19 protein-coding genes are annotated in these 26,529 nt (G+C 72.3%); 13 read left to right on the top strand and 6 right to left on the bottom strand.

Features of this window, described 5'->3' with window-relative positions:
* The first annotated feature begins 102 nt into the window (after positions 1–102).
* From BLQ34_RS09760 to BLQ34_RS09725, 8 genes are all read left to right on the top strand, one after another.
* Positions 103–3,585, top strand: a complete 3,483-nt coding sequence (locus tag BLQ34_RS09760) for a bifunctional glycosyltransferase/CDP-glycerol:glycerophosphate glycerophosphotransferase (protein ID WP_091784666.1) — start codon at positions 103–105, stop codon at positions 3,583–3,585.
* Between the two features lie 69 nt (positions 3,586–3,654).
* Positions 3,655–5,355: a glycosyltransferase family 39 protein gene (locus BLQ34_RS09755; RefSeq protein WP_091784663.1), complete on the top strand. Its 1,701-nt coding sequence runs from the start codon at positions 3,655–3,657 to the stop codon at positions 5,353–5,355.
* Positions 5,352–6,554 (top strand): glycosyltransferase family 2 protein, encoded by a 1,203-nt coding sequence (locus BLQ34_RS09750; RefSeq protein WP_172829386.1) that lies wholly within the window; start codon positions 5,352–5,354, stop codon positions 6,552–6,554. Before BLQ34_RS09755 ends, BLQ34_RS09750 begins: the two co-directional genes overlap by 4 nt.
* Before the next feature lie 121 nt (positions 6,555–6,675).
* Positions 6,676–7,488 carry an ABC transporter permease gene (locus BLQ34_RS09745; RefSeq protein ID WP_157692981.1) on the top strand — a complete coding sequence of 271 codons (813 nt, stop codon included), beginning with the start codon at positions 6,676–6,678 and terminating at the stop codon, positions 7,486–7,488.
* Positions 7,488–8,252, top strand: a complete 765-nt coding sequence (locus tag BLQ34_RS09740; protein ID WP_091784654.1) for an ABC transporter ATP-binding protein — start codon at positions 7,488–7,490, stop codon at positions 8,250–8,252. The genes BLQ34_RS09745 and BLQ34_RS09740 overlap by 1 nt, the downstream gene beginning before the upstream one ends.
* Complete coding sequence (locus BLQ34_RS09735) at positions 8,249–10,285, top strand: DUF5941 domain-containing protein (RefSeq protein ID WP_091784651.1); 2,037 nt, start codon at positions 8,249–8,251, stop codon at positions 10,283–10,285. Before BLQ34_RS09740 ends, BLQ34_RS09735 begins: the two co-directional genes overlap by 4 nt.
* Complete coding sequence (locus BLQ34_RS18785; protein WP_157692980.1) at positions 10,282–11,097, top strand: CDP-alcohol phosphatidyltransferase family protein; 816 nt, start codon at positions 10,282–10,284, stop codon at positions 11,095–11,097. Before BLQ34_RS09735 ends, BLQ34_RS18785 begins: the two co-directional genes overlap by 4 nt.
* Entirely contained in the window at positions 11,097–12,086 is a 990-nt protein-coding gene (locus BLQ34_RS09725; RefSeq protein WP_091784648.1) for a glycosyltransferase family protein, read from the top strand. Before BLQ34_RS18785 ends, BLQ34_RS09725 begins: the two co-directional genes overlap by 1 nt.
* 7 nt (positions 12,087–12,093) lie before the next feature.
* Here the strand turns inward: BLQ34_RS09725 and BLQ34_RS09720 are convergent, their stop codons facing one another.
* Both BLQ34_RS09720 and BLQ34_RS09715 read right to left on the bottom strand, forming a co-directional pair.
* Entirely contained in the window at positions 12,094–12,561 is a 468-nt protein-coding gene (locus BLQ34_RS09720) for a DUF2304 domain-containing protein (RefSeq protein ID WP_197674684.1), read from the bottom strand.
* A gap of 27 nt (positions 12,562–12,588) precedes the next feature.
* Entirely contained in the window at positions 12,589–13,257 is a 669-nt protein-coding gene (locus BLQ34_RS09715) for a glycosyltransferase family 2 protein (protein ID WP_091784645.1), read from the bottom strand.
* Positions 13,258–13,319: 62 nt separating this feature from the next.
* Between BLQ34_RS09715 and BLQ34_RS09710 the strand changes: the two genes are divergently transcribed.
* Complete coding sequence (locus BLQ34_RS09710; protein WP_091784642.1) at positions 13,320–14,366, top strand: hypothetical protein; 1,047 nt, start codon at positions 13,320–13,322, stop codon at positions 14,364–14,366.
* 60 nt (positions 14,367–14,426) lie between these two features.
* Here BLQ34_RS09710 and BLQ34_RS09705 read toward each other — a convergent pair whose 3' ends face one another.
* The 3 genes from BLQ34_RS09705 to pseB are packed head-to-tail and all read right to left on the bottom strand — an operon-like array spanning position 14,427 to position 18,018.
* A complete protein-coding gene (locus BLQ34_RS09705; protein WP_172829385.1) occupies positions 14,427–15,875 on the bottom strand; it encodes a lipopolysaccharide biosynthesis protein in 1,449 nt (482 codons plus the stop codon).
* 5 nt (positions 15,876–15,880) lie between these two features.
* Positions 15,881–17,008, bottom strand: coding sequence for a DegT/DnrJ/EryC1/StrS family aminotransferase (locus BLQ34_RS09700; RefSeq protein ID WP_091784636.1), 1,128 nt, complete (start codon positions 17,006–17,008; stop codon positions 15,881–15,883).
* Between the two features lie 2 nt (positions 17,009–17,010).
* Positions 17,011–18,018 carry a UDP-N-acetylglucosamine 4,6-dehydratase (inverting) gene (gene pseB, locus BLQ34_RS09695; protein ID WP_091784633.1) on the bottom strand — a complete coding sequence of 336 codons (1,008 nt, stop codon included), beginning with the start codon at positions 18,016–18,018 and terminating at the stop codon, positions 17,011–17,013.
* Between the two features lie 43 nt (positions 18,019–18,061).
* Between pseB and BLQ34_RS09690 the strand changes: the two genes are divergently transcribed.
* Complete coding sequence (locus BLQ34_RS09690; protein WP_091784630.1) at positions 18,062–18,790, top strand: cytidylyltransferase domain-containing protein; 729 nt, start codon at positions 18,062–18,064, stop codon at positions 18,788–18,790.
* On the top strand, positions 18,790–20,352 hold the full coding sequence (locus BLQ34_RS09685) for a bifunctional UDP-2,4-diacetamido-2,4,6-trideoxy-beta-L-altropyranose hydrolase/GNAT family N-acetyltransferase (protein ID WP_091784626.1): 1,563 nt from the start codon (positions 18,790–18,792) through the stop codon (positions 20,350–20,352). The genes BLQ34_RS09690 and BLQ34_RS09685 overlap by 1 nt, the downstream gene beginning before the upstream one ends.
* 24 nt (positions 20,353–20,376) lie before the next feature.
* Here the strand turns inward: BLQ34_RS09685 and pseI are convergent, their stop codons facing one another.
* A complete protein-coding gene (gene pseI / locus BLQ34_RS09680) occupies positions 20,377–21,435 on the bottom strand; it encodes a pseudaminic acid synthase (RefSeq protein ID WP_091784623.1) in 1,059 nt (352 codons plus the stop codon).
* Between the two features lie 202 nt (positions 21,436–21,637).
* Here pseI and BLQ34_RS09675 point away from each other — a divergent pair, with 202 nt between their 5' ends.
* Both BLQ34_RS09675 and BLQ34_RS09670 read left to right on the top strand, forming a co-directional pair.
* Positions 21,638–24,403, top strand: a complete 2,766-nt coding sequence (locus tag BLQ34_RS09675; protein ID WP_157692979.1) for an FG-GAP-like repeat-containing protein — start codon at positions 21,638–21,640, stop codon at positions 24,401–24,403.
* Positions 24,390–26,432 (top strand): SpoIID/LytB domain-containing protein, encoded by a 2,043-nt coding sequence (locus tag BLQ34_RS09670; protein ID WP_091784617.1) that lies wholly within the window; start codon positions 24,390–24,392, stop codon positions 26,430–26,432. Before BLQ34_RS09675 ends, BLQ34_RS09670 begins: the two co-directional genes overlap by 14 nt.
* The last annotated feature ends 97 nt before the right edge of the window (positions 26,433–26,529 follow it).

The raw sequence follows: 26,529 nt of genomic DNA, 5'->3' as shown, positions 1-26,529 counted from the left end.
CGGGGCTGGGGGCAGGCCCCGCGAATGGGCCTTCGGAGGCCGTCAGCGTCTAGCATTGCCTGACCTCGACCTGCCGAACCCGACCGAAGGACCTGCCTCTTCATGCCCTCGCTGAGTGTCGTCGTGCCCATCTACAACGTGAGCGACTACCTCGTGGCATGCCTGGACTCCCTGGCCGCGCAGACCCTGGAGGACCTCGAGGTCATCCTCGTCGACGACGGTTCCACCGACGGGTCCGGTGAGCTCGCCGACGGGTTCGCCCGGAACCGGCCGCACTGGCAGGTGCTGCACGTCGAGAACGGCGGTCTCGGACGGGCCCGCAACATCGGGATGGACCAGTCCAGCTCGGAGTTCGTCGCCTTCGTCGACTCCGACGACCTCATCCCGCGCGACGCCTACGAGCTGATGCTGCACGCCGTCTCCGAGTCCGGCTCCGACATCGTCAGCGGCGGGGTGCTGCGCTTCGACGGCGCCAAGACGTTCACCTCGCCGCTGCACGCCAGGGCGATCAAGCGCAACCAGATGCGGACCCACATCCGCGAGACGCCCTCCCTGATCTACGACACCACCGCCTGGAACAAGGTCTACCGCCGCGCCTTCCTCGTCGAGCACGGACTGCGCTGGCCCGAGGGCGTCTACTACGAGGACATCCCCCTCACCCTGCCCGCGCACTTCCTGGCCAGGTCGGTCGACGTGCTCTCCGACCCCGTCTACCTCTGGCGCGAGCGGCAGACGGCGGTCCAGTCGATCACCCAGCGCCGGGCCGAGACCAAGAACCTCGTGGACCGGCTCGCGGCGGTCGGCTCCGTCGACGACTTCCTCGTGGCCCGTGGCGACGAGGCGGGCAAGGCCGTGCACGACGCCAAGGTGCTGTCGATCGACATCCCACTGTTCATCGACGTGCTCCACGAGGGCGACGACGAGTTCCGAGAGCGCGTCGTCGAGCTGGTCGGCCGCTACCTCGAGCGCATCCCGGCCGAGGCCATCGCCAAGGTGCCCCCGATCCGCCGGTTGCAGTACCACCTGATCTCGCGCGGGATGCTCCCCGAGCTGCTCGAGGTGCAGGCCTACTACCGGACCCCGGCGAACCGCGGGAACTTCGTGCGGTCCGGCGTCCGCCTCTACGCCGACCTGCCGTTCCGCACCGACCCCTCCAAGGGCATCCCTGACTCGGTCTACGAGACGACCCGGTCCCAGCCGTTGCGGACCGGCGTGCGCGACGTGCAGTGGCGTGGCGACTCCCTCGAGGTCGAGGGTCACGCGTTCATCCACCGGGTCTCCGAGGCGACGCCGCTGTCATCCGTGCGCCGGTTCCAGCTGCGGCGGCTCGGGGCACCGGCCTCCGAGCGCACGAGCCTGCGGGCCCGACGGGTTCGCCGACCCGACCTCACCGCCTACACCATCGGCACCGCCGTGTCCTACGACGCCGGTGGCTTCCTCACCCGCATCCCGGCCAGCAAGCTGCTGCTCGCCGACGGCGAGCAGGAGGCGACCCACGAGCTCCTCGTCCAGCTCGCCACCCCGGCCGCCCGGCGCGGCTCGAGCGTGGGCAACCCCGAGCTCGGGGCGGGCCGGCACCCGCGCCGCAACCTCATCGCCCCCGACCAGCTCGCCGTCCCCGGCTACGACGCCCGGCGGTTCACCGTCACGGTCCACCGCGTCGAGGCCCTGCTCGAGTCGGTGACGGCCGAGGGCGACGACCTCCGCTTCACCCTGCGGCGCACCGTCGGCGACTGGGACGACTCCTCGCTCTACCTGCGGCGCACCGACGCCCTCCGCGGCATCAAGGTCCCGCTGGTGGTGGACGGGCGGACCGCCACCGCCGTGGTGACCGCCGACCAGCTCGAGGTGCGCGCGGTGTCCTTCGCCGCCCGTGAGTGGGTGCTGGGGCTGGCTGCTGCCGACCAGCCCCTCGACGCGGGCCCGAGCGCGGTGCTGCACCTCGCGCCCGAGATGGAGGACGCGTTCGTCACCGTCCGCAGCCGTTCAGTCGTCGTCCGTGAGGGCGCGGACGGCGGCGCCCGGCTCTGGGACGCCCGGCCCGGGCCGGTGCTCACGTCCTTCTCCTGGGACGACGGTGGCCTGCACCTCGAAGGGGACACCGGCGGTTCGCAGGTGCACGCCCTCACCCTCACCACCAGCAGTGGGGCCAGCCACCGCATACCGGCCACGGCTGATGGCACCCGCTGGTCGGCGACCATCCCCGCGCGGGGTGAGCCGGGCAGCGCCGTGCTGCGCTGGCTCGAGGACGGCCGGTGGTTCGTCAGCCTCAGCACCGACGACGACGCCCAGCGCCTGCGGGGCGTGCGCCTGAGCAGCACCGCCGAGGCCCTGCTTCGCCAGGCCGGCACGGTCGACGAGCTGCGTTTCCAGCTGCGCTCGGACTTCGCCCACGAGCTGTCGCTCGCCGTCGACGCCTCCGGCGACTACAAGGACCGTGGCGCCCTGCACGCCATGCGCAACCGGCGCTACTACTACCGGATCCAGCGTCGACGCCCGCTGGAGGACACCATCTTCTTCGAGGCCTGGAAGGGCCGGCAGTACTCCGACAACCCGCGCGCCGTCTACGAGGAGCTGCAGCGCCGCGGCGACCCCAGGAAGTGCGTGTGGGCGGTGCGTGACCACTCGGTCGAGGTGCCGGACGACGTCACCCGGGTGGTCACGGGCAGCCGTGCCTACTACCGCAGCCTGGCCACCGCCCGCTGGGTCGTGAGCAACGACTCGATGCCGGTCCACTACGTCAAGCGCGAGGGCAGCAGCTATGCGCAGACCTGGCACGGCACGCCGCTCAAGCGGATCGGCTTCGACATCGACTCGATCCAGATGTCCAACAAGAACTACCTGACCCAGTTCGCGCGGGACGTGGCGAAGTGGGACACGCTGGTCTCGCCCAACGCGTTCTCCACCGAGATCCTCAGCCGAGCCTTCAAGTACCCGGGCGAGGTCCTCGAGATCGGCTACCCGCGCAACGACATCTTCCACCGTCCCGAGCTGGCCGCTGAGCAGGCCGAGGCCACCCGGCGCCGGCTCGACCTGCCCGAGGGCAAGCGCGTGATCCTCTACGCGCCCACCTGGCGCGACAACGACTACGACGCCTTCGGCCGCTACCAGTTCACGATGAAGCTCGACCTCGAAGGGCTCTACCGCACCTACGGGCACGACAGCGTGCTGCTCATCCGGGGTCACCAGCTGGTGGCCTCGCAGATCGACGCCGCCATGTTCGGCGGCTTCGTCCGCAACGTGTCGAGCTACCCCGACATCCGCGACCTCTACCTCGTGTCCGACGTCCTCATCACCGACTACTCGTCAGTGATGTTCGACTTCGTCAACACCGGCCGACCGATCGTCTTCTTCACCTGGGACCTCGCGGACTACCGCGACAACCTGCGCGGCTTCTACTTCGACTTCGAGCAGGAGGCGCCGGGTCCGCTGCTGACCGAGTCGTCCGCGGTGATCGACGCGTTGGGGCGTCTCGACGAGGTGACGAGTGAGTATGCCGCCCGCTACCGCGCGTTCCGCGAGCGCTTCACGGGGCTCGAGGACGGCCGCGCGTCGGAGCGTTTCATCGAGCGGGTGCTGGGCTGAGGCTGTCACCGAACGGCCATCTTCAGCCGTTACCCTTGCCCCACCCCGAACCACCCACCGGAGGAACCCTTGACCGACATCGAGAGCTCCAGGCGTGAGCACGCCCTGGGGTCCCGCGACGCGGTCGACGAGGCCAGGGGAGACGCACCGGCCCGGGAGGCTCCCCGTGACCCGAAGGGCCCGGGCGAGTCGCGAGCCGTGGGTGCCAGGGACTGGCTGGCCGGGGCGCGCTGGACGCGGGTCGACGTCCTCACCGCGGCGCTCGTGGGGGTGCTCGTCATGGTCGTGGCCTACGTGTTCCGGTCGATCGTGGTGCCCACCGACCCGTGGCACTACGTCCGCTCCGCACTCGAGTTCCCGTCCGACGACTGGGTCCCGCTCGGCTACACGCGCTACGGCATCATCCTCGCCAACATCCCGCCGGCCCGCCTCTTCGGCAACGCCCAGGCCAGCTACTACTTCTGGCCGCTGCTCTCGGCCGGACTGCTGTCCGGTGCGGTCTACCTGCTGGGGCGCCGGTGGTGGGGACGGCTGGCCGGCCTGGTCGCGGTGGTGCTGGTCGTCTCCAACGCGGTCGTCTTCTACAACCTGTCGCGGGGCTACCCCGACATCATGTCGATGGCCCTGTTCACGCTGGCCATCGTCGTGGCGCTGCTCGCGCGCGACCGGGAGTCCTGGGACCGCTGGACCGCCCTCCTGGTGGTCGCCGTCGGGTTCCTGCTCGGCTGGGGGTTCGAGACCCGCGAGACGTCGATGCTGGCCTGGCCGCTCATCGCCGTGATCCTCTGGCGCCGGGGCCGCCTGGTCCGCACCGCGATCTTCCTGCTGCTGCCGCTGGCGCTGTGGGCGGCCATCGACGTCGGCATCAGCGCCGTCGCCTACGGCGACCCGTTGCTGAAGCTCCACGTCCTGAGCGGTACCGACATCAGCGCGACCAAGACCGCGACCGGCGAGCTGGCCAACGGCAACCTGGTCAACCAGCCGCGCCTGAGCTACTTCACCTTCATCCCCAAGATGGCCTGGGGCATGGAGGGCGGCAGCGCCATGGTCGTGATCGGGATCGTCGCGGCCCTGGGCATCTTCGTCCGCAACGCCGGCGTCAGGCTGATGGCCTGGTGGTTCCTCGGTGTCTACCTGCTCACCGTGCTCGCGGCCGGCGGCCTCGACCCGGCCCACCCCCGTGGCCGGCTCGACATCGCCCGCTACTGGATCCCGTTCGTGCCGGCCGAGTCGCTCGTCGTGGCCGGGATGGCCGCGTTGGCGGTCGCGTGGGTGGTGCGGCGGCTCGCGTCGAGCCGGGTCCCGCGCGGCGTCGTGCAGGTGCTGCCGGCCCTCGTGGCCGTGGCCGTGCTCGCCGTCCCGGTGACCGAGGTGGCCCGCTACGCCACCGTGGGCGAGCCCAGCACCGCCTTCGCGGTCAACGGCGGGGACGCCCTCGAGGAGCTGCGCGACCACCTGGACGCGCAGGACTTCAGCACCACGACCGTCTGGACCGACTGGGAGACGGTGCGCATCCTGCCGGCCTACCAGCGCGAGTTCTTCGGGGGCGACAAGGTCTGGAATGGTCGGGGCAAGTCGATCACCGGCAAGCGCGCCAAGCCGGTCAGCGGCGACTACGTGCTGCTCTTCCAGCCAGGCTCTCGCACCTGCGGTTTCTGCCTCACCGCGTTGACCCCATGGACGATCCGGCACCCGTCCGGCCCGCCGTCCACGTGGGAGCCGGTGTTCGAGTCCAGTGCCCGCAACCTGACGCTCTACCGGGTTCGGTGACCGCCCAGCCCGGCGGGACGCCGCTGCTCAGCGTCGTCGTGGCCGTCTACGACGTCGAGCGGTGGGTCCGCGAGTGCCTCGAGTCGATCGCGCAGGTGGTGCCGCGCGACACCGAGGTCATCATCATCGACGACGGATCGACCGACGCCAGCCCTGCGATCTGCGACGCCTTCGCGGCGGACCGGCCGGGCTGGAAGGTGGTGCACCAGAGCAACGCCGGGCTCGGCGCCGCCCGCAACGTCGGCATCGACCTGGCCACCGGCGAGTACGTCGGCTTCGTGGACGGTGACGACGTGCTGATGCCCGCCTACGCCGACCTCGTCCGTCGCGCCGTGGTCCAGGGTGTGCACGTGGCGACCGGGGCGGTGAACCGCACCGACGGCGAGCGCGACTGGCCCAGCGGCCTGCACGCGCGGGCGCTGCAGGACGTGGGTGACCGCGTCGTGCTGGTCGACGACCCGTCCCTGATCTACGACACCACTGCCTGGAACAAGGTCTACCGGCGGTCCTTCCTCGCCGAGCACGGCCTGCGGTTCCCCGAGGGCGTTCTCTACGAGGACCTGCCCGTCACCGTCCGGGCCCTGCACTTCGCCGGACCGGTGGCCGTGGTCCACGAGCCGGTCTACCGCTGGCGCAGCCGACAGGGGGAGCGCTCGATCACGCAGCGGCGCAACGAGCTGGTCAACCTCACCGACCGGTTCGCGGCGGTGCGCGACGTGGACGAGTTCCTCGAGACCCAGCAGCTCCTGGTGCTGCGCGAGCACCACGACGCCAAGGTGCTCCAGCTCGACCTCCCCCTCTACACGGCGGCGCTGCCGGAGTCCGACGAGGCCTACCGCGCGGCATACCTCACGTTCTTCCGCCACGTCGTGGCCGGTCTGCCGCAGTCGCTCATCGACGCGGAGCCGCCCACGTTGCGCCTCTACGTCACGCTGGCCGCCGCGGGCCGGATGGACGACCTGGTCAAGGTCGTCCGGGCACGGCGCGGCCGACGGGCCTGGGCGGACGACGACCGGGGTCACCTGGCCCGGGCGCGCGACAACCTCGCCAGCTTCGCCATCGAGCGCGACGCGGGCCCGACCTCGACCCTGCAGCTGGTCTGGCGGGCCACCACCAGCACGCTCAAGGCGCTGCTCCCGGACTGGGCCAAGCAACGGGTCGCGATCCTGCTCGGCCGGCTCCGCCGGCAGGGTGGCTGACCGTGCGGGTCAGTGCGCGGACGGCCGTTCGGGGTGGCGTACGCTCGGTCGGCGGTCTCGACGCGAGACGATGGCCTCAGGTGGAAGGGCCGCGGGTGCGGCACAGGACAGGCAAGGACGAATGAGACTCATCTCCCGGACGCAGGCCATCGCGGCCAAGCGGAGTGTGCTCTGGACCCTCATCGTGCGCGATCTTCGGGTCCGTTACTCGCGCAGCGTGCTCGGGTACGTCTGGACCGTGCTCGACCCGCTCCTGATGTCCCTGATCTACTTCCTCGTCTTCGTCTACATCTTCAAGCGCGGCGACATCGGGCACCGCCCGTACTTCCTCTTCCTCGTGGTCGGGCTGCTGTCCTGGCAGTGGTTCTCCGGCTGCCTGACGGACACCTCGCGAGCGTTGATCCAGGAGTCCAAGCTGGTCCGCTCGACCAACCTGCCGCGTGAGATCTGGGTCCTGCGGGTGGTGTTCTCCAAGGGGATCGAGTACCTGCTGTCGCTGCCGGTCCTGGTCGCGTTCACGATCATCTACTTCGCCAAGGGCGACACCCACCTCAACGGCTGGCTGGTGCTCTTCCCGTTCGCGATCGTCGTCCAGGCGGTCGCACTGACCGGGCTCGGCCTGCTGCTGGCGCCGGTGACGGCCCTGGTGACCGACATGCAGCGGGTGATCCGGATCTTCATGCGGATGCTCTTCTACGCGACCCCGGTCATCTACGCCAGCCACGTCGTGCCCAAGCCCTACGACAAGGTCACCTGGCTCAACCCGATGACCGGCATCCTCGAGATGATGCGGGCCGGCTTCTTCTCCCACGAGGGCAAGCAGGCGATCTCGTGGGGTGCCATCGTCGCCTCGCTCGTCGTGTCCGTCCTGCTGCTGCTGATCGGCAACGCCGTCTTCGGTCGGCTCGAGCGCGCCGTCCTCAAGGAGATCTGATGGTCGACCCGGTCAGCTCCGACCCCGTCATCTCCGTCCAGGGGCTCGGCGTCGAGTTCTACCGCTCCCGGCGCCGCAAGATGCAGCTGCGTGAGCTGCTCTTCCACGGTCGCAACAGCGCGCCGAAGGAGTCGTTCTGGGCGCTGCGCGACGTCAGCTTCGACATCCACGCCGGTGAGGCAGTGGGCCTGGTCGGCGGCAACGGTGGCGGCAAGAGCACGCTGCTCAAGATGATCGCCGGCGTCCTGCTGCCCGACGAGGGCACGGTCCAGGTCAACGGCGGGGTGGCCCCTCTGATCGAGCTCACCGGTGGCTTCGTCGGCGAGCTGACGGCGCGCGACAACATCTACCTCACCGCCGGGCTGCACGGCCTGAGCAAGGACAAGATCGAGGAGCGCTTCGACGAGATCGTCGACTTCGCCGGTCCCGAGGTCCGGGCCGGGCTCGACACCCCCTACCGGCACTTCTCGTCGGGCATGAAGGTGCGGCTCGGCTTCTCCGTCGTGACCACCCTCGACGAGCCGATCGTGCTCGTCGACGAGGTGCTGGCCGTGGGTGACCGGGCGTTCCGGGAGAAGTGCTACCGCCGGATGGAGGCGCTGCTGGGCGACGGCCGCACGCTGTTCCTGGTCTCCCACTCCGAGAGCGACCTCAAGCGGTTCAGCACCCGTGGCCTCTACCTCAAGCGTGGCGAGCTGCGGATGGACGGCCCGATCACGGACGTGCTGGAGCGCTACAACTCCGACCTGGATGCCGGGGCGTGACCGAGGACGCGACGCCGCCACCCGGGTCCGTGGGCGACGCCGCAGCCCGCGCGGTCCACGGCTGGACCCGCGGTGCCGAGGTCGTCGTCCTCGGCGCGCCGACGGCGCACCTGCTGGAGGCGCTCGAGCTCTTGGGGCTGGCGCCCACCACGTCGCCCGAGGACGGCCCGGTGGCGGCTCGGCTGGCCGCCCTCGCCGGGGTGCTGCCCGGCTCGTCGGAGCGCCCCCTCGTCGTCGTCGCGGGCGACCTCGACATCGAGGGCCCGGCGCTCTTCGACCTGCTCGACCGACCGGGTGTCCGCACCGCCGCCCTCGTCGCCGACCCCCTGACGCTCTCGGAGGTCGACTCCACCGTGTCGCTCGCCAGGGTCGGCGAGGACGGTCGGCTGGTCGAGTCCGTCGGCTCGCGGGTGCACCGCGTCGGCGAGCCGACCCACGTCCTGCCCGGGGTCGTGCGGATCGACGGCGTCGACCGCGCCGAGGCGGCGCGCCTGGTCCGCGACGCGCTGGCCCACGTCGAGCCCGAGTGGGGTGAGGACGCCGTCGGCATCGTCACGCTGGCCCTCGTGCGAGGAGGCGTGAGGGTGCAGGCCAGTGCGCTGGGACCGTTCCGCTGGCGCCGCGGCGGGTCGGCGGCCCAGGGGGCCGACGGAGACGTGTGGCGCCAGCGCCTGCGCGGTGCCTCGCGCGGGGGAGACGGCTTCTTCTCCACGTATGCCGTGCGGCCGCTCTCGCGCCGCGTCACCGCCGTGGGCCTGGCCCACGGGTGGTCGCCCAACGTCGTCACCGTGGTCTCGCTGCTCGCCGGGCTCGTCGCGGCTGCCCTGGTCGCCACCGGCTGGTGGTGGGCGTGGGTGGTCGGGGCGGTCGTGCTGCTCGCCGCGCTCGTCGTCGACTGCGTGGACGGCGAGATCGCCCGGTTCACCCGTCGGTTCAGCCCGCTCGGGGCCTTCCTCGACGCCGTCGGCGACCGGGTGAAGGAGTACGCCATGCTGGCGGCCGTCGCCCACGTCGCGGTGCGCGAGGGGAGCCCGGGATGGCCCGTCGCGGTGGCGGCGATGGCGACGGTGACGCTGCGCCACCTCGAGGACTACGCCTACGAGTGCCGCTTGGCTGCGGGGCGCAGCAGCCGACCCGACCTCCTGCCGACCACCACGCTCGACGACTCCCGGTCGGCGACGACCACCACCGCCACGGCGCCCGCTCCCACCCGGCGCGAGCAGGTCGGGCACTGGACCAAGAAGGTGGTCCACATGCCGATCGCGGAGCGCTACCTGCTCATCTCGCTGGCCCTGCTGACCCGCCGCCCGATGCTGGTGCTCTGGGTGCTCCTCGTCGCGGTCGCGCTGGCGGTGCTGTGGACCCAGGGCGGCCGGCTCGCCGTGGTGCTGCTGGGGCGGGACCGCATGTGGGGCCCGGTGGAGCGGCCCACCTCGCGGGACCAGCTCGACGAGCAGCTCGACCTCGGACCCCTGGCCACCCTCGCCGGACGACTGCGCACGCCGTTCCTCGTCGGCCTGCTCGGTGCCACGCTGCTCGCCGTCGCGGTGCCGGTGCTGCTCTGGTTCGACCAGCCCTGGGCCGCGCTCGGGGCCGCTGCCGTCGCCGCGCTGCTGGTCGGATCCGGCTGGCAGCCGCCGCTGCACCATCCCCTGGCCTGGCAGGCGCCGGCCCTGCTGTGGATCGGCGAGGCGCTCGTCGTCGGGGTCATCGTGCACCAGGCTCTCGATGCGGTCACCGCAGCGGGCTTCGCCTACCTCGCCGCCGTGGCCTACCACCGCTACGACGTCGTCTACCGGCTGCGCGACACCGGCGTCGCACCACCACGCGGTCTGGCGCTCGTCAGCCTCGGCACCGACGGTCGGGTCCTGCTCCTGGTGCTGCTCACGGCCGTCGCGCCGGGTGCCGTCGTCCCGGTCCTCTGGGTGGCCGCCATCCTGCTCGCCGTGTTGTTCGCCGGCGAGTCGGTCCGGGGCTGGCGCTCGTGGATCTCGAAGCAGGACACCACGATCCGCACGGGAGCCAGCGCATGACGGCATACACGCACGACCCTGCTGACAACCACCCGTCGCTCGCCGAGCTGCGGGCGGTGGCACAGCCCCCCGAGCACATCGCCCGCTACAACGCCGAGCACTGGGCGGGCGCCCTCTACATCCGGCACCTCTCGGTCCACGCCACGCGCGCGCTGCTGCCGACCGGGATCTCGCCGAACGGCGTCACCTGGCTGATGATCCTCGTCGGGGTCGTCGGCGCCCTCCTGCTCCCGCTGCCCGGCGTGGTCGGGCCGCTGCTGTGCGTGCTCGCCATGCAGCTGCAGATCCTGCTCGACTGCAGTGACGGCGAGGTGGCGCGCTGGCGCCAGCGGTTCTCCCCGGCGGGCATCTACCTCGACCGGATCGGCCACTACGCCACCGAGGCCGCCATCCCCGCGGCCCTCGGGCTGCGTGCCGACGGCTGGTCGCTCGCGCACCCCGGCGAGGTCGGTGGCTGGACGGTGCTCGGTCTCCTCGTGTCGCTGGTCGTGCTGCTCAACAAGGCGTTCACCGACCTCGTCCACGTGGCGCGGGCCAAGACCGGGCGGCCGGTGCTCGAGGACGTGGCCGCGACCACGCGCTCCAAGGTGTCGGGCCTGGCCGCGGTCCGCCGGGCGATGGGCTACCTGCCCATCTTCCGCGCCTTCGTGGCCGTCGAGGCATCGCTGCTGGCGCTGCTGGCCGGAGTGGTCGACGTCGTGCGGGGCGACCTCGTGGGCACCCAGGTGCTCGTCGCGGTGATGGTGCCGCTGGCCGTCGTGACGGCGGGTGGGCACCTGCTCGGCGTCCTGACCAGCTCGCGGCTCGACTGATGCCGGCCGACGTCGTCGCCCCCGGGACCCGCGTCCTGCAGTGGGCCCAGGAGCACGGCGAGGTGGGCGGTGTGCACGCCAGCCACCGCCAGCTGACCGAGGCGCTGCGCGCGGCCGGGTGCACCGTCGCCTACGTGGACACCGGCAACGCCCGCCGCGCGGCCCGGTCGATGCCGCTGTGGTGGCGACGCCGGAGCCTGCACCTCTTCCACATCACGCGGTTGTGGCGGGCGGTGGTGCTGGCCCCGGTCTTCGCGATCCTGCCCGGCCGCACCGTCGTCGTGCTGCACTCCGGGTCGACCCTCGCGCAGGTCGAGCGGCTGGGCCGGGTGGGCGGCGCAGCGTTGCGCCTGGCCCTGCGGGCCTACGACGAGGTCTGGGCGGTGAGCGACGAGATCCGGCAGGTCCTGCCGGCGTCGTTGCAGGACCGGGTGCGGGTCGTGACGCCGTTCGTGCCCTCGGCCCCACCGGCCGGACCGGTGCCGCCCCGCGATCCGCACGCCGTCGCCGTCGCGACCAACGCCGGGTTGGCCCACTACCACGCCGAGCTCGCCGTCGAGGCGGTGCGGCTGGTGCGGGACGACGCGGCCGAGGGCTGGCCGGACGCCACGCTCAGGGTGCTGGCCTACGGTCGGGAAGGCGCCGAGCTGGCCGCCCTGCGGGCCGCGGTGGCGGACCTCGAGTGGGTGACCGTGAGCTTCGACGCCACCAGTGACGAGGTCGGCGCGGTGCTCGCCTCGAGCGGTGTCTTCCTGCGGCCCACGGCCTGGGACGGCGACTCGGTGATCGTCCGGGAGGCCCTGGCCGCGGGAGCCCGCGTGGTCGCGAGCGACCGCGCACCGCGCCCCGCGGGGGTCGAGCTGGCCGCCCTCGACGCCGCGTCGATGGCGACAGCGCTGCGGCGAGGTGGTCGGCCGAGCGACGGGGCGGGTCTGGCGGTGGACACGCTGGCGGTCGCCGCGCGCCGCGCCCTGGCGATGCTGGCCTGAGCCGCGGTCAGCGCGGGTCCGGCTCCGGCGGGTCGGTGGGCGCCTCGCCGGGCGAGCTGGTGCCGCTGGGAGCACCGGTGGCGCTGGGAGTGCTGGGGGCGCCGGCGCTGGGGGCGCCACTGCCGAAGGGCTGGCCACCCGGACCTCCGCGCACCTCGTCGAGCGCCAGCCGTCGCGCCAGCCGGGTGTAGCGGGCCTCGAAGTCGCGGAACCGCAGGTAGGTCGTCACCGTGAAGCTGAGGAACGCCACCACCAGGGAGTAGAGGACCAGGTCGGTGCCACGACGGACACCGGCGACAGCGGCCATCCGGTTCCAGAGGTTCGGGAACAGGATCGACACCACGGCGAAGGCCGCGAACATCAGCAGCCCGAGGCGTCGCACCGCCTGCGACCGGGCGCCGCGGGAGCGGAACAAGCGGGCCGCGACGACGACCACCACGACGATCAGCAGGACCTGGATCAGGACGATGTTCATGTCAGTGCGCTCCCGCAGTCGGCCGGCTCATCGCAGGATCAGCTCGGCCAGGATGTTCACGGCGTTCCAGAGGGACTGGCCCTTGGCCTTGGAGTAGTCGGTGTAGAGGATGTGCACCGGGCTCTCGGCGTAGCGGATGTCGAGCGCACCGATCTGCTGCACGAGCTCGGAGGCGTGGGCCATCCGGTTCTGGGTGATCTCGATCTGCTGGACGACGTCGCGCGAGATCAGCCGGAGACCGTTGTGCGCGTCGGTCAGCCGGGTGTGGGTGGTCAGGTTGGTGTAGCCGACCGCCATCCGCAGCACGAGCTTCTTCAGCGTCCCTGCCTCGGTGCGGTCGTCGAGGAACCGTGACCCGAAGACCACGTCGAGGTTCTCGGCCCGGGCCTTGACGAGCATCGCCAGCACGTCGTCGACCTGGTGCTGGCCGTCGGCGTCGAAGGTCACGACCCACCTCATGGAGGGCTGCGACAGGGCGTACTCGAAACCGGTCTGCAGGGCCGCGCCCTGCCCGAGGTTGACCGGGTGCCGCACGACGACCGCGCCGGCCGCGGCGGCGGCCTCGGCGCTGCCGTCCTTGGACCCGTCGTCCACGCAGACCACGCGCGGGAAGGTCTCGCGAGCCTGGGCGATCACGTCACCGATCACCTTGGCCTCGTTGTAGAGGGGCACCACGAGCCAGACGTCGTCGTTCATCGGGGCCCAGCCTAGTGGTCGCCCCCGGCCGGGCCCCGCAGCCGCCCCGATAGCCTTCCGGCATGGAGTCGCAGAACCATTTCTACGGGCACAGCGCGGCCTTCGCGGTGTATGCCGGACGCCCCCGACCTCGGCACATCCACGGCCTGGTGCAGCACGGGTGGACGGCGCTCTCCCCGGTGCAGACCCACTTCCGCGACTTCCCCCGGATCGGTCTCGACCCGCGGAGCCGGCGGCGGCTGCTGGTGTGGTCGCACGACTCGCGGGCCTGGGACCCGGCGGCCGAGCGACACGCCACGACTCCCGTGGGAGCGCAGTTCGCCTACCTGGCCCGGGCCGCGGGACCCACCCCCCAGCCGCGGGACGAGCGGGACGAGGTGGTCCTCATGCCGGTGCACGGCATCCAGACCCAGCGGGTGCGTGGAGACCACGCCGGGCTCGCGGGTCAGTGGCGCGAGCAGGAGGGGCCCGCCACCGCCTGCCTGTATGCCGCCGACGCCGCGGACCCGGAGATCCTCGCCGCCTACACGGGGGCCGGGCACCGGGTCGTGGTGCTGGGGGAGCGGATGGACGCCGAGTTCCTCTGGCGGCTGTGGGCCCTGCTGGGCCGGGCCCGACGGGTGGTGTCCAACCGGCTCTCCACCCCGGTCCTCTACGGTGGCCACCTCGGAGCCGCACTCGGCGTCTACGGAGACGCGCTGCGCATCGACGGCGAGGGCGACGAGATGAACGAACGGGTCCGGCAGACCTGGCCCGAGCTGCACGGTGAGCACCTCGACCCCGCCGTCACCGGTCCGCTGGTCGACCGGGAGCTGGGGGTCCAGCACCTGCTGCCGCCGGCCGGCCTCGAGGCGGTGCTGGGTTGGCGCGGCCTGGAGCCGGCCGTGCCGGCGGTGGAGTTCTGGACCACCTCCGTCGCGGCACGAGCGGTCGTGAACCTGCGTCGTCGCGCCGACGCCCCGGCCCCGGCGCCCACCCCCGGGGCGGACGGACCCGCCGGCCTGGCCTTCGGCCCGTGGCTGCGCGCGGCACTGTCCTACCTGCCGAGGCCGCTGCCGCGGAGCCTGCCCGCTGCCGGGCAGGTCGTCGAGCCGATCGAAGTCGGCTAGCCCGATCCGACGTGCCCTGGTCCGCCAGCTCCCTGCAAGACCCGGGTCGAGGAGGTCCGATCAGCGGGTGAGGACGCGGCGCAGCACCACCAGGCTGGCCACGAGCACCACGGCGGCCAGGGCGATCCGCACCGCGGTCCACGGCCCGTCGGCGGGCAGCGCTGCGCCCACGCCGCAGAGTGCGAAACCCAGCCCCAGGGCTGGGACCAGGGCGCCCTCGTGCCAGCGGGTCGCGCTGACCCGGCGGGCGAGGCGCGCCACGCCCAGGGCCATCGCGGCATACGTGATGGTCATCCCGACACCCACGGCGGCAACCCCGAGGAGGTCGCCGGCCAGCCAGGCGCCGGCGGTGCCGAGGGCCAGGGACAACGGGGTGACCAGCGCGAGGCCCTCGCTGCGCCCCGACGCGAAGACGAGGTGCACGTTGCAGAGGTAGAGGACCGACAGCACCGTGCCGGCGGCGACCAGCCCCACGGCAGGCGTCATCTGCCCGGGGTCGTAGGAGGCCGGGGCCACGATGCGCAGCAGCACGGGGGCGGCCGCGGCGACGAACCCGGCGGCCAGCGAGGTCAGCACCGCGATGTCGCGGCCGGTGTGCTCCAGCACCTCGGCGCGGTGGTGCTCAGGCGTGCGGTAGACGACCGGGGCCCAGGCGTTGTTGAGGCTGGAGGTGAGCACCCCGGGGGCCGACCCGATCAGCACCGCGAGCTGCAGCCGACCGGCCTCGGCCGAGCCGAACAGCCATCCGGCGACCAGCACGAGGATGCCGCTGGCGAGGAAGATGGCGACCTGGTGGGGCACCGTCGGCACACCCACCCGCAGGGCGCGCCGGGTGTCGCCGCGGTGGTGCTCCACCCCTCGCACGACCATGGCCAGCCCGGCCAGGCCCGCGGCGAGGTAGCCGATGGCCAGCCCGCCCAGGTAGCGCGCCGCGCTGGGTGGCCCGCTGACGAGCAGCAGCATGCCGAGCACCGGGCCGCCGAGGGCGCTGCCCAACGACAGCAGCACGAAGGGCAGCGGACGGTCCAGCACCCGCAGGTAGGACTGGACGTTGACGACCATCGAGAACCCGGCCGCGGACGCGAGCGCCAGGACCAGGGCCAGCGGCTCACGGATGCCCACCCAGCCGGCGGTCCACCCCGCGGTGAGGGCGGCCAGCCCGGTCAGCAGGACTGCGGCGGCCGCGCCCCGGAGCACCAGGCTGCGCGCTCCCGAGACGCCGGAGCTCTCGAGGATGCCGTGCCGGGTGATCGCCGCGGCGAGCCCGAGCCCGGCGACGATCATGCCGACCTGCACGACGACCAGCCCGGTGGCCACCGAGCCGTACTCGGCGGTCCCCAGCTGGCGGGTGACGAACGGGGTCACGACGGCGTTGCTGAGGACTGGTGCGGCGGTGCCCACGGTGTAGAGCAGGCCGCGGCCGAGCACCGCCTTGCTCGCGGTGCTGCCCGTGGACCCGGCACCAGCCTGGTCGGTGAGCCCGGGGTCGGAGGGGAGCGGCTCAGCCACCCGGCTCAGCCACCCAGGAACCCGCGGACCAGCTCGATGACCCGGTCGACGTCGGAGTCGAGCAGGTCGGGGAACAGCGGCAGCGAGATCTCCTGCTCGTAGTACTCCTCGGCCACGGGGCACATGCCGCGCTGGTAGCCCTGCGCGGCATACAGGGGGTGCCAGTAGACCGGGATGTAGTTGACCTGCACGCCGATCCCGTGATCGCGCAGGTGGTCGAACAGCGCGCGGCGGCGGCCGTCGCGGATCCGCAGCGAGTAGAGGTGCCACGTCGGGTCGGCGCCGTCGCGGGTGGGGGGAAGCACCAGCTCGTCGAGACCGGCGAGTCCCTCGGTGTAGCGCCGGTGCAGCTCGGTTCGCCGGGCCTTGAAGCGGCCGAGCCGGGTCAGCTGGTTGGAGCCGAGCGCCGCGAGGACGTCGGGCAGCCGGTAGTTGACCCCCAGCTCGTGCACCTCGTACCACCAGGCGCCCTCGTCGCTGCGCTGCATCCGGTCGGGGTCCTTGACCATGCCGATGTTGCGGAACGTCGCTGCCCGGCGCAGCACCTCGGGGTCGGTGGCGACGACCGCCCCGCCCTCGGCCGTGGTGAGGTTCTTGGTGGGGAAGAACGAGAAGGTGGTGACGTCCGCCAGCGAGCCCACGGGCGTGCCGTCGAGGCTGCCACCGATCGAGTGGGCGGCGTCCTCGAGCAGGAGTGTGTCGCGGTCGGCGACCAGCCCGCGCAGCCCCGCCACGTCGATGGGGTGGCCCCCGTAGTCGACCCCCGACACCACCCGGGTGCGGTCGGTCAGCACGGCTGACACCGAGTCGGGGTCGAGGTTGCCGGTGTCGGGCGTGACGTCGGCGAAGACGACTGTGGCGCCCAGCATCGTCGCGGTGCTCGCGGTGGCCACGAAGGTGAGCGGGGTGGTGACCACCTCGTCGCCGGGGCCGATGCCGATGGCCGCGTATGCGGTGTGCAGGGCGGCGGTGCCCGAGGTCACCGTCACCGCGCCCTGGGTGCCGGCGAGCTCGGCCAGCTCGGACTCGAAGGTGCGCACCCACGGGCCGGTGGTCAGCCAGTCGCTGGTGAGGACCTCGGAGACCGCCGCGACATCGCCGTCGTCGACCGACTGGCGGCCGTAGGGGAGCACGCTCAGACGTCCGTCTCGAGCAGTGCCGTGAAGTCCTCCCGGGTGAACCACTCGGTGTTGTTGTCCGAGGTGTAGTGGAACCCCTCGGGCACCGGCTCGCCGTGCTCCGGCGGGGTGTAGCCCCACGAGGCGAGGTCGGGCTGGAGGACGAAGCGGTCGCCGAGGCGCAGGGCCCGGCGGCCCTCCTCGGGGCTGATCATCTCCTCGTGCAGCTTCTCGCCCGGACGCAGGCCGATCTCGTGCATCTCGGCGCCGGGAGCGACGGCCTGGGCGAGGTCGGTGATCTTCATCGACGGGATCTTCGGCACGTACAGCTCGCCGCCCTGCATCAGCTCGAACGAGTCGGTGACGAACTTCACCGCCTGGGGCAGCGTGATGAAGAACCGGGTCATGCGCAGGTCGGTGATCGGGAGCGACTGGCCGGCCTCGGCGAGCTTGCGGAAGAAGGGGATCACGGAGCCGCGGCTGCCCATGACGTTGCCGTAGCGGACCACCGAGAAGCGGGTGGGGTAGGCGGCGGCGTAGTGGTTGCCGGTGATGAAGAGCTTGTCCGCGGTCAGCTTGGTGGCGCCGTAGAGGTTGATCGGGGAGGACGCCTTGTCGGTGGACAGCGCGACGACGCGCTTCACGCCGGCGTCGATGCAGGCCTCGATGACGTTCTGCGAGCCCACGACGTTGGTCTGGACGAACTCCCACGGGTTGTACTCGGCCGTGTCGACCTGCTTGAGGGCGGCGGCGTGCACGACGTAGTCGATGCCGTGCATCGCGCGGTTGAGGCGGTGCCGGTCGCGGATGTCTCCGATGAACCAGCGCAGCCGCGGGTCGTCGCCGAACAGCTGCCGCACCTCGTACTGCTTGAGCTCGTCACGGCTGAAGATGACGATCCTCTTGGGGTCGTGGTTCTTCAGCGCCTCGGTGATGAACGCCTTCCCGAACGAGCCGGTGCCGCCGGTGACCAGGATCGAGGAGCCGGCGAGGACGGACGAGGGTGCAGCAGTGACGTCGGGCATGGGCGCAATAATGACACGTCCGCCCACGCCCAGTAGGAGCCGCATGCGCGTCATCGTCGTCGTCCAGGCCCGGATGGGATCCACCCGGCTGCCCGGCAAGGTCCTCGAGGACCTCGGAGGGCTCCCGGTGCTCAGTTGGGTGGTCCGGGCCTGCCGCGCGGCCCGCCTCGTCGACGACGTCGTCGTCGCCACCAGCACCCTCCCGGGCGACGACCCGGTGGCCGGTCTGGCCGCGGAGCTCGGCGTCCCGGTCGTCCGGGGCAGCGAGGACGACGTGCTGTCCCGCTACGTCCAGGCGCTGGAGGCCCACCCGGCCGACGCGGTGGTGCGGATCACTGCCGACTGCCCCCTCACCGACCCGGCCGTGATCGATGCGGTGGTGGGCGCCTGGCGGGCCGACCCGACCCTCGACTACGTCTCGACCGTGGTGGTGCGCACGTTGCCGCACGGGCTCGATGTCGAGCTCGTCACCGCGGACGCGCTGCGCCGGGTCGCCGCGACCGCCACCGACCACCACCGCACCCACGTCACGTCGGGCATCTACACCGCCCCGGACGACTACGCGGTGATGGGGCTCTGCTTCGCCCCCGACACCACCGACCTGCGGATCACCCTCGACACGCCCCAGGACCTCGAGGCGCTGCGCGCGATCGTCGCCGCACGCGGAACCGGCATCGCCGAGCGCCGCGAGGTCGTCGCACTGCTGCGGGCCAGGCCCGAGCTCGCGGCGATCAACGCCGACATCACCCAGAAGTCGCTGGAAGCCGGCTGATGCGCCTGCTCCTGCGGTGTGACGGTGGACCGGGCATCGGGGTGGGGCACGTCGTGCGCAGCCTCGCACTCGCCGAGGAGGCGGTGGCCCGCGGCCACGAGGTCGCCCTGCTGGGCCGCGTCGAGGGCGCCTTCCTGGTCGACCTGGCCGCCGCGGTGGGTCCTGGCCTGCGCCTGCTCGGCCCGGCGCCGTCCGACCGCCCGACCGACCTCGCAGCATCGGCGGCCGACTACGACGTGCTCCACGTCGACCACTACGACCTCCCCGACGGCCTGCTCGACGCCCTTCTGGTCGACGGGCCGGAGAGCCCGCGGCCGGTGCTCTCCACCATGGCCGACGGCACCTACGGCGCGCGTCCCGCCGACCTCGTGGTCGACCCCACCGTGGATGCCCAGTGGTCCGCGCCCCCGGCTCCCGCTCGATGGCACCTGCGCGGCTCCCGGTTCGTGGCGCTGCGCCGGTCGGTCACGTCGCTGCGGGAGACCGTCGTCGAGGAGACCGGTGCTCTCGTGCCACGCGTGCTCGTCGTCATGGGCGGCGTCGACCCGACCGGCGCGGCGCCCGGGGTGGTCGAGGCGTTGGCGGCCACCGGCCTCCCGCTCGACGTGACGGTCGTCGCCAGCGAGGGCACCCGTGCCGCCCTCGACGCCCTCGCGGCGAGCTGGTCGGTGGGCAGCCTCACCGTCACCGACCCGGTGGCCGACCTGCCGGCCCGGATGGCCCGCGCCGACCTCGTCGTGAGCGCGGCCGGCACCTCCGTGTGGGAGCTGTGCGCGATGCGCCGACCGATGGCAGTACTGGCCGTGGTCGACAACCAGGAGCCCGGGTATGCCGCGTTGCTCCGGGCGGGCGCGGCCGTGGGTCTCGGCACGGCCACCGAGCCGCTCGGCACCGCAGGCATGGCGGACCGGTTGTCGGCCGCCCTCGCCGACCCGGGGCTGCGCCGCGACGTCGCCGCGGCGGCCGGGCGCGTGGTCGACGGGCTCGGGGCGTGGCGGCTGGTCGCGTCGTTCGAGGACGTGCTGGACGGCGCCACGGCCTCGGCCGGGCCGGGCGAGGTCACCGTCCGCCCGGCCACCCCGGCCGACGCCGAGCCGCTGTGGCACTGGCGCAACGACCCCACCACCCGTGAGCACTCGCGGTCGCAGGAGCCGGTGCCGCTGGAGTCCCACCTGGCCTGGCTCACCGCCAGCCTGGCCCGGCGCGACCGGCACCTCCTCGTCGGCGAGGTGGCCGGCCGGCCGGTCGGGACGATCCGCTGGGACGAGGACTCGGCGGGGGAGTGGGAGGTCTCGATCACGGTCGCCCCCGACAGCCGCGGTCGCGGGGTCGCCAAGGGCCTGCTGGCGGCGGGGGAGGACTGGCTGGCGGATGCCCTCGACGGCTCGGCCGAGCCGGGTGCGCCGAAGGCCGGTGACTCGGGTCGTGGACCCGGCCTCGCGGCCTACCTCGCCGCCGTGCACACGGGCAACACCGCATCGCAGCGGCTGTTCCAGCGCAGCGGTTACCTGCCTGACCTGCCGGCCGACGGCGACGGGTTCGAGAGGTTCGTGAAGTTCTGATGTCCTGCCAGGCCCGGAAGGCGCCTAGATGAGGTCCCAGGTGAGCGGCGTGCCGCGCTCCACGGCCTGGCTGAAGGAGCGGCCCAGCACCTTCTCGATCTCGTCGGTGGGCAGGCCGCCGGCGGGCCGGATGGACCGGACGTTGTCGCGCGTCACCGGGTCACCGGCGGCGACGTCCGCCACGACGTAGAGGGAGCGGCGCAGCGCCAGGGTGTCGCGCTCGGACTCGGTGGGACCGAAGCGCGGCGGCTGCACGGCCTTGCGGGCAGCCGCGGACTCACGGACGAGTGCGGTCAGCTCGTGCGGCTCGAGGGAGAAGTCGGAGTCCACTCCACCGTCGGACCGAGCCAGCGTCACGTGCTTCTCCAGGGCGACTGCGCCCAGCGCGACCGCGGCCACGGACACGCCGATGCCCTCGGTGTGGTCGGACAGCCCGATCGGGATGCCGAAGGCCTCCTGCAGGGTTGGGATCGACAGCAGCCGCGCATCCGCGGGGTCGGCGGGGTAGGACGCCGTGCACGCGAGCAGGACCATCTCGGTGCAGCCGCCGTCGCGCGCCGCGGAGAGGGCTCGGTCGATCTCGCCCAGCGTGGCCATCCCGCTGGAGATGATCATCGGCTTGCCGGTCGAGGCGACCAGGCGGATCAGGGGGAGGTCGATGACCTCGGCCGAGGCGATCTTGTAGGCCGGGGCGTCGAGCGACTCGAGCAGCTCGACGGCGGTGGGGTCGAACGGGCTGGAGAACGGCGTGAGGCCGCGCTCCCTCGCGCGCTCGAACATCGGCGCGTGCCACTCCCAGGGGGTGTGCGCCTCCTGGTAGAGGTCGTAGAGGGTGCGCCCACCCCAGAGGCCGTGGTCGGCCCGGATCTGGAACTGCGGACCCTTCGCGTCGATCGTGATCGTGTCGGCGGTGTAGGTCTGGAACTTGACCGCCTGGGCGCCGGACTCGGCGATCGCGTCGATGATCTCCAGGGCTCGATCGAGCGAGCCGTTGTGGTTGCCGGAGACCTCGGCGATGACGAACGGGGTCTGTCCGGCCCCCACCTGGTGGCCGTCGATCTCAATCGGTGCAGGGCTGGTCATGGGTCCAGCCTAGGCGACCGACCGCGTCCGTCCCGACCTGCGCCTCGGGTGCGTGCGCCCGTCGCGGATCGGTAACGAATGCCTGTGTCTGCTGTGAAAGTCGGCCACTCGTGTTCTCTGTGTCCCGATTGTGGGGCATGGTGTCAGGTGACTCGTCCCAGCTGACTCCTGTCCCCCGCACCCGACTCCTGCGAGATCTGCCATGCCCGTGACCCCGCCCGCCGCTACCCGCTGGTCCTCGATGGCGCTCCTGCGCCGGACCGTCACCCGGGCGCTCGCCCGGACCCTCGCCCCCTCGCTCGGTCTGGGCACCGCGTTGGTGGCCGCCTCGGTGGTCACGGTCGGGCCGCTGCCCGGCGGCGCGTCCGCGGCGCAGCCGCACCCGGTCCGGGCCAGCCGGGTGGAGGTGACGCCCACGCCCAGCGTCGTCGGACGGCTCGGCGGCCAGCGCCCGGCCACCATCAGGTCGGGTGCCCTGACGCCGGCCCAGCCGGTGCACCGCAACCTCGCCGTCGTCGGTGCCACGTGGGCCCGGGGGGCGCTGGGGACCGGCGACGTCGTGCAGGTGCGCGTCCACCGCAACGGCGCCTGGGACGCGTGGCAGGACATGGAGCGCGAGGACGACCACGCCCCGGACGTCGACGGCCCCGGCGGTGCCGAGGGCCGCAAGGTGTCCCGCGAGGGCACCGGTGCCTACGTCGTCGACGGCGACCAGACCCAGGTCCGGGTGCTCAGCACTGCGGCCGTCGCGCCGGTGGTGCAGGTGTCGGTCGTCGACCCGGGGACCTCGGATGCCGACCCGGGGCCCGGCGCGACCGCACCCGGCGGCGCCCAGGCCGCTGCTGCCAGGCCGACCATCCACACCCGCAAGGAGTGGGGCGCCGACGAGTCGATGCGGCAGGGCGACGTCGGCTACGGCCAGGCGCACATCGCCTTCGTGCACCACACCGACGGCACCAACGGCTACACGAGTGCCCAGGTGCCGGCGATCATCCGTGGCATCTACGACTTCCACGTCAACGGCCGGGACTGGAACGACATCGGCTACAACTTCCTGGTCGACCGGTTCGGCCGGATCTGGGAGGGCCGCTACGGCGGGGTGGACAAGGCCGTGATCGGCGCCCACACCCTCAACTACAACTCGTGGTCGTTCGGGGTCGCCGCGTTGGGCGACTTCACCTCGGCCACGCCGCCGGCCGCGATGCTGACCGCCATCGAACGCACCATCGCCTGGAAGTTCACCCTCCACGGCAACCCCGCCACGGGCACGGTGTTCGCTCGCGACAAGACGTTCAACCGGATCTCCGGGCACCGCGACGGCGTCTCGACCAGCTGCCCGGGCCAGGCGTTGTACAACCGCCTCCCGACGATCCGCAGTGCAGTCGCCTCGATGATCGGCACGCTGAAGCGGTCGGGGATCTCGCGATCCCTCGACAGCGGCTCGACCCCCGACCTGTTCACCTACCCCGGCACCCTCAACCCCCCGACGGTGTCGGGCCAGGTGCAGCGCCTGGCCAGCGCCAGTCCGCAGCCGGTCGTCGCGGGTCGCGCCATCGGCAAGGGCTGGAACGCACTCGACGACATCGTCCTCACCCCCGACTTCACCGGTGACGGCCGGGCCGACGTCATCGCCCGGGACCCGGCCGCCAACAACGTGCGCGTCTACGCCGGGAACGGTCGTGGCGGCTTCGGGACGATGGTCGCGCACGGCGGCGGCTGGAACGTCATGACCGGGCTCGTCGCCGCCGGTGACCGCACCGGTGACGGTCGTGCCGACCTCCTCGCGGTCCACAAGAACGGTTCGCTGCTGCTGTATGCCGGTGACGGCCGTGGGTGGGTCAGCGCCGGGGTGGTCATCGGGACTGGTTTCGGCGGCGTGCGAACGCTGACCAGTGCCGGTGACCTCACCGGTGACGGGCACCCCGACCTGCTGGGCATCCGGTCGTCGGACAACACCCTCGTGCTGTGGCCGGGCACGGCGTCCGGTGGCCTCGGGACGGCGCGGAGGTGGGGCAGCGGGTGGAGCGCCCTCGACAGCCTCACCGCGGGCCCGGACCTGGACGGCGACGGCCACCAGGGCGACCTGGTCGCGCGCCAGCGTGACGGTGCGATGCGCACGTACTACGCGGACGCCGCCGGCAAGCTCAGCCGCTACAACTTCTGGGGGGCGGGCTGGTCCGCGCTCGACCACGTGACCAGCGGCGCCGACTGGGACGGCGACGGGCACGCCGACGTCATCGCCCGGGTGCCCGCCGACTCGACCCTGCGGCTCTACAGCGGCACGGGACGACGCGACTTCGACACGGCGCCGGTCGCCGCCGGCGTGCAGGTCGGCGGCATGGACCTCGTGCGCGTCGTCGGCGACCTGGACGGCGACGGCCGCACCGACGCGATCGCTCGCGGGGCGGGCAACGGCAACCTCTACGCGCTGCGCGGGCTGAGCGGCGGAGGTTTCGCAGCGCCCGGCGACCCGATCGGCAAGGGGTGGCAGATCTTCGACCTCATCGAGGCTGCCGGTGACCTGAGCAACGACGGGGTGCCCGACCTGATCGCCCGGACCACCGGCGGCGAGCTGCGGATGTACACGATGACGCGCAGCGCGACGTTCGCCTGGCAGATCCAGCTGGGACTCGGCTGGCAGGTGATGAGCAGCGTGACCGCGGCCGGTGCCGTCAACGGTGACTTCAACGGGGACGTCGTCGCGCTGCGCAGGAGCGACGGTGCCGTCCTGCTCTACCGGGGCAGCGGGCCGGGAACGCTCAACGACGCCGTGGTCGCCATTTCGGGGCAAACCGACCTCAGGCGCGTGATGGGGGTGGGAGACTTCAACGGAGATCGCAAGAACGACCTACTGGCAGAGGACAACGGTGGAAAGCTCTGGCTCTACGCGGGGGACGGCAGCAAGGGGTTCAGCTCCTTCCGTCAGCCCGTCACTGCCCCGGCAGGCGCGACCAATGTCCTGGGCTGACCGGCCAGCGGCCCGCAGGGTGGTCGCGGCGACCGCCGCGGCGGCCGTGGGCGTCGTCGTCGCCGCGGGGGGCGCCGGTGCTGCCGAGACCTACCCGCGGCCGGCGGACGGCACGCTCACCATCGTCGGGCACGGCAACGGCCACGGTCACGGCATGTCGCAGTACGGCGCCCTCGGGGCCGGACTCGCCGGTCGCACCTGGCAGCAGATCGTCGGCTTCTACTACCCCGGCACCACGGTCGGGTCGATGGGCAACCCCACGATCCGCGTGAACGTGGCCTCGCTCGGCAGCTCCGTGCAGGCCGTCCCGGCGACCGGGCTCCGGGTGACGTGGGACCTCACCAACTCCTCGGTCCTGCCGACCGAGCGGGCCGGCAGGACCATCGCCCGCTGGCGGCTCGTCCCGGGCACCAAGGTGTCCGGCGTCAAGACGAAGTTCCGGCTCGAGTACCTCCCGACCGGGTCGGCGACCTGGCTGAGCTACGCGACCGCCTCCGTGCCCTCGACGGGTGCCTTCCTCAACAGCACCTCCGGCGTCGTCACGACGTACCGCGGGAGCACCCAGGTCCAGTACCGCGGCCAGGTCCGGGGGATCCTCAGCGGACCGGCCGGTGCCGAGTCGCTGGTGCCGGTCGTGGCGCTCCCGATGGACAGCTACCTGCGCACCGTCGTCCCGAGCGAGGTCCCGGCGTCGTGGCCCGCTGCCACGCTCGGCGCGCAGGCGGCCGCCGCGCGGTCGTTCGCCGAGTGGCACCGCACCAACGCCCCGGTCTCCACCTGGTACGACGTCTACGACGACACACGGAGCCAGGTCTTCAAGCCCGCCAAGACCGGCAGCACGTCCAACGAGTACACCGCCACCAACACCGCGATCGCGGCGACGGCCGGCATGGCCGTGCTCTACGGCGGGAAGGCGGCCTTCACCCAGTTCAGCGCGTCGGACGGCGGATGGTCCTCGGACGGTGGCAAGCCCTACCTGGTCGCCCAGCGGGACGACTACGACGACACGCCTTCCAACCCGTACCACACGTGGACGCAGACGATCTCGACCTCGACCATCGAGTCCAGCTATCCGACCATCGGGTCCTTCCGCACCATGACGATCACCTCCCGCAACGGTCTCGGCGACCAGGGTGGCCGGGTCCTCGGCGCCACCATCACCGGGACCAAGGGATCGGTGAGCCCGAGCGTCTCGTCGCTGCGCAGCGTGTTCGGGCACACGTGGAGTGACTGGTTCGCGCCCCGGCTCGAGTCGGCGTCGTCGTTCCCGCGCGACGTCACGGGCGACGCGAAGATGGACGTCCTCGCCGTCGTGGCCAGCACCGGGGCGCTGCGCGTCTACTCCGGCAACGGCAAGGGCGGCTGGAACCCCACGACGGTGGCCGAGCCCAGTGGGTGGAACTCCTACGCGAAGGCGCTGACCGCCGGCACCTGGGACGCCGACACGGTCAGCGACGTGGTCGTGCAGGACACCGCCGGAAACCTCTACCTGCGAAGCGGGCTCGGCAACGGCACCTTCGGCGCGGCCAAGAAGATCGGCGCCGGGTGGACCATGCACAACCTGGTCCTCCCGGTCGGCGACTTCGACGGCGACGGGCTCACCGACCTCATCGCCCGACGCGCGAGCGACGGTGCCCTGTGGCTCTACTCCGGCAACGGCGCCGGCGGTTTCAAGGGCTACCGGACGATCGGTGGTGGGTGGAACATCTTCACCTCCGTCCTCAGCCCCGGGGACTTCACCGGCGACGGTCACCCGGATGTGCTGGCGCGCAAGGCCGACGGCACGTTCTTGCTGTATGCCGGTGACGGCACCGGTGGGTGGAAGCCGGCCGTCCAGGTCGGCAAGGGGTGGGACATCTTCACGGCACTGACGAGCGGCGGCGACTTCAACGGCGACGGCAAGGCCGACGTCCTGGCCCGCACCTCCTCAGGGCTGCTCTACCTCTACCCCGGCAACGGGGCGGGCGGGTGGAAGCCCAGGGTCGTCGTCGGCAACGGCTGGCAGATCTTCTCCACCATCCTGCGCTGACCATCCTGCGCTGACCATCCTGCGCTGACCATCCTGCGCTGACCATCCTGCGCTGACCATCCTGCGCTGACGGTCGCCGGGCGGGCGCCAGCCGCCC

The organism is Pedococcus dokdonensis, from assembly GCF_900104525.1.
In the GTDB taxonomy this organism is placed as follows: Bacteria; Actinomycetota; Actinomycetes; order Actinomycetales; family Dermatophilaceae; genus Pedococcus; species Pedococcus dokdonensis.
This window is presented reverse-complemented; position numbering and strand designations above follow the sequence as displayed.

Excerpts from the sequence above, each read along its gene's own strand:
- BLQ34_RS09760 (WP_091784666.1), top strand. The coding sequence starts at position 103 with ATGCCCTCGCTGAGTGTCGTCGTGCCCATCTACAACGTGAGCGACTAC.
- BLQ34_RS09745 (WP_157692981.1), top strand. The coding sequence starts at position 6,676 with ATGAGACTCATCTCCCGGACGCAGGCCATCGCGGCCAAGCGGAGTGTG.
- BLQ34_RS09740 (WP_091784654.1), top strand. The coding sequence starts at position 7,488 with ATGGTCGACCCGGTCAGCTCCGACCCCGTCATCTCCGTCCAGGGGCTC.
- BLQ34_RS18785 (WP_157692980.1), top strand. The coding sequence starts at position 10,282 with ATGACGGCATACACGCACGACCCTGCTGACAACCACCCGTCGCTCGCC.
- BLQ34_RS09725 (WP_091784648.1), top strand. The coding sequence starts at position 11,097 with ATGCCGGCCGACGTCGTCGCCCCCGGGACCCGCGTCCTGCAGTGGGCC.
- BLQ34_RS09720 (WP_197674684.1), bottom strand. The coding sequence starts at position 12,561 with ATGAACATCGTCCTGATCCAGGTCCTGCTGATCGTCGTGGTGGTCGTC.
- BLQ34_RS09715 (WP_091784645.1), bottom strand. The coding sequence starts at position 13,257 with ATGAACGACGACGTCTGGCTCGTGGTGCCCCTCTACAACGAGGCCAAG.
- BLQ34_RS09710 (WP_091784642.1), top strand. The coding sequence starts at position 13,320 with ATGGAGTCGCAGAACCATTTCTACGGGCACAGCGCGGCCTTCGCGGTG.
- pseB (WP_091784633.1), bottom strand. The coding sequence starts at position 18,018 with ATGCCCGACGTCACTGCTGCACCCTCGTCCGTCCTCGCCGGCTCCTCG.
- BLQ34_RS09690 (WP_091784630.1), top strand. The coding sequence starts at position 18,062 with ATGCGCGTCATCGTCGTCGTCCAGGCCCGGATGGGATCCACCCGGCTG.
- BLQ34_RS09685 (WP_091784626.1), top strand. The coding sequence starts at position 18,790 with ATGCGCCTGCTCCTGCGGTGTGACGGTGGACCGGGCATCGGGGTGGGG.
- pseI (WP_091784623.1), bottom strand. The coding sequence starts at position 21,435 with ATGACCAGCCCTGCACCGATTGAGATCGACGGCCACCAGGTGGGGGCC.
- BLQ34_RS09675 (WP_157692979.1), top strand. The coding sequence starts at position 21,638 with ATGCCCGTGACCCCGCCCGCCGCTACCCGCTGGTCCTCGATGGCGCTC.
- BLQ34_RS09670 (WP_091784617.1), top strand. The coding sequence starts at position 24,390 with ATGTCCTGGGCTGACCGGCCAGCGGCCCGCAGGGTGGTCGCGGCGACC.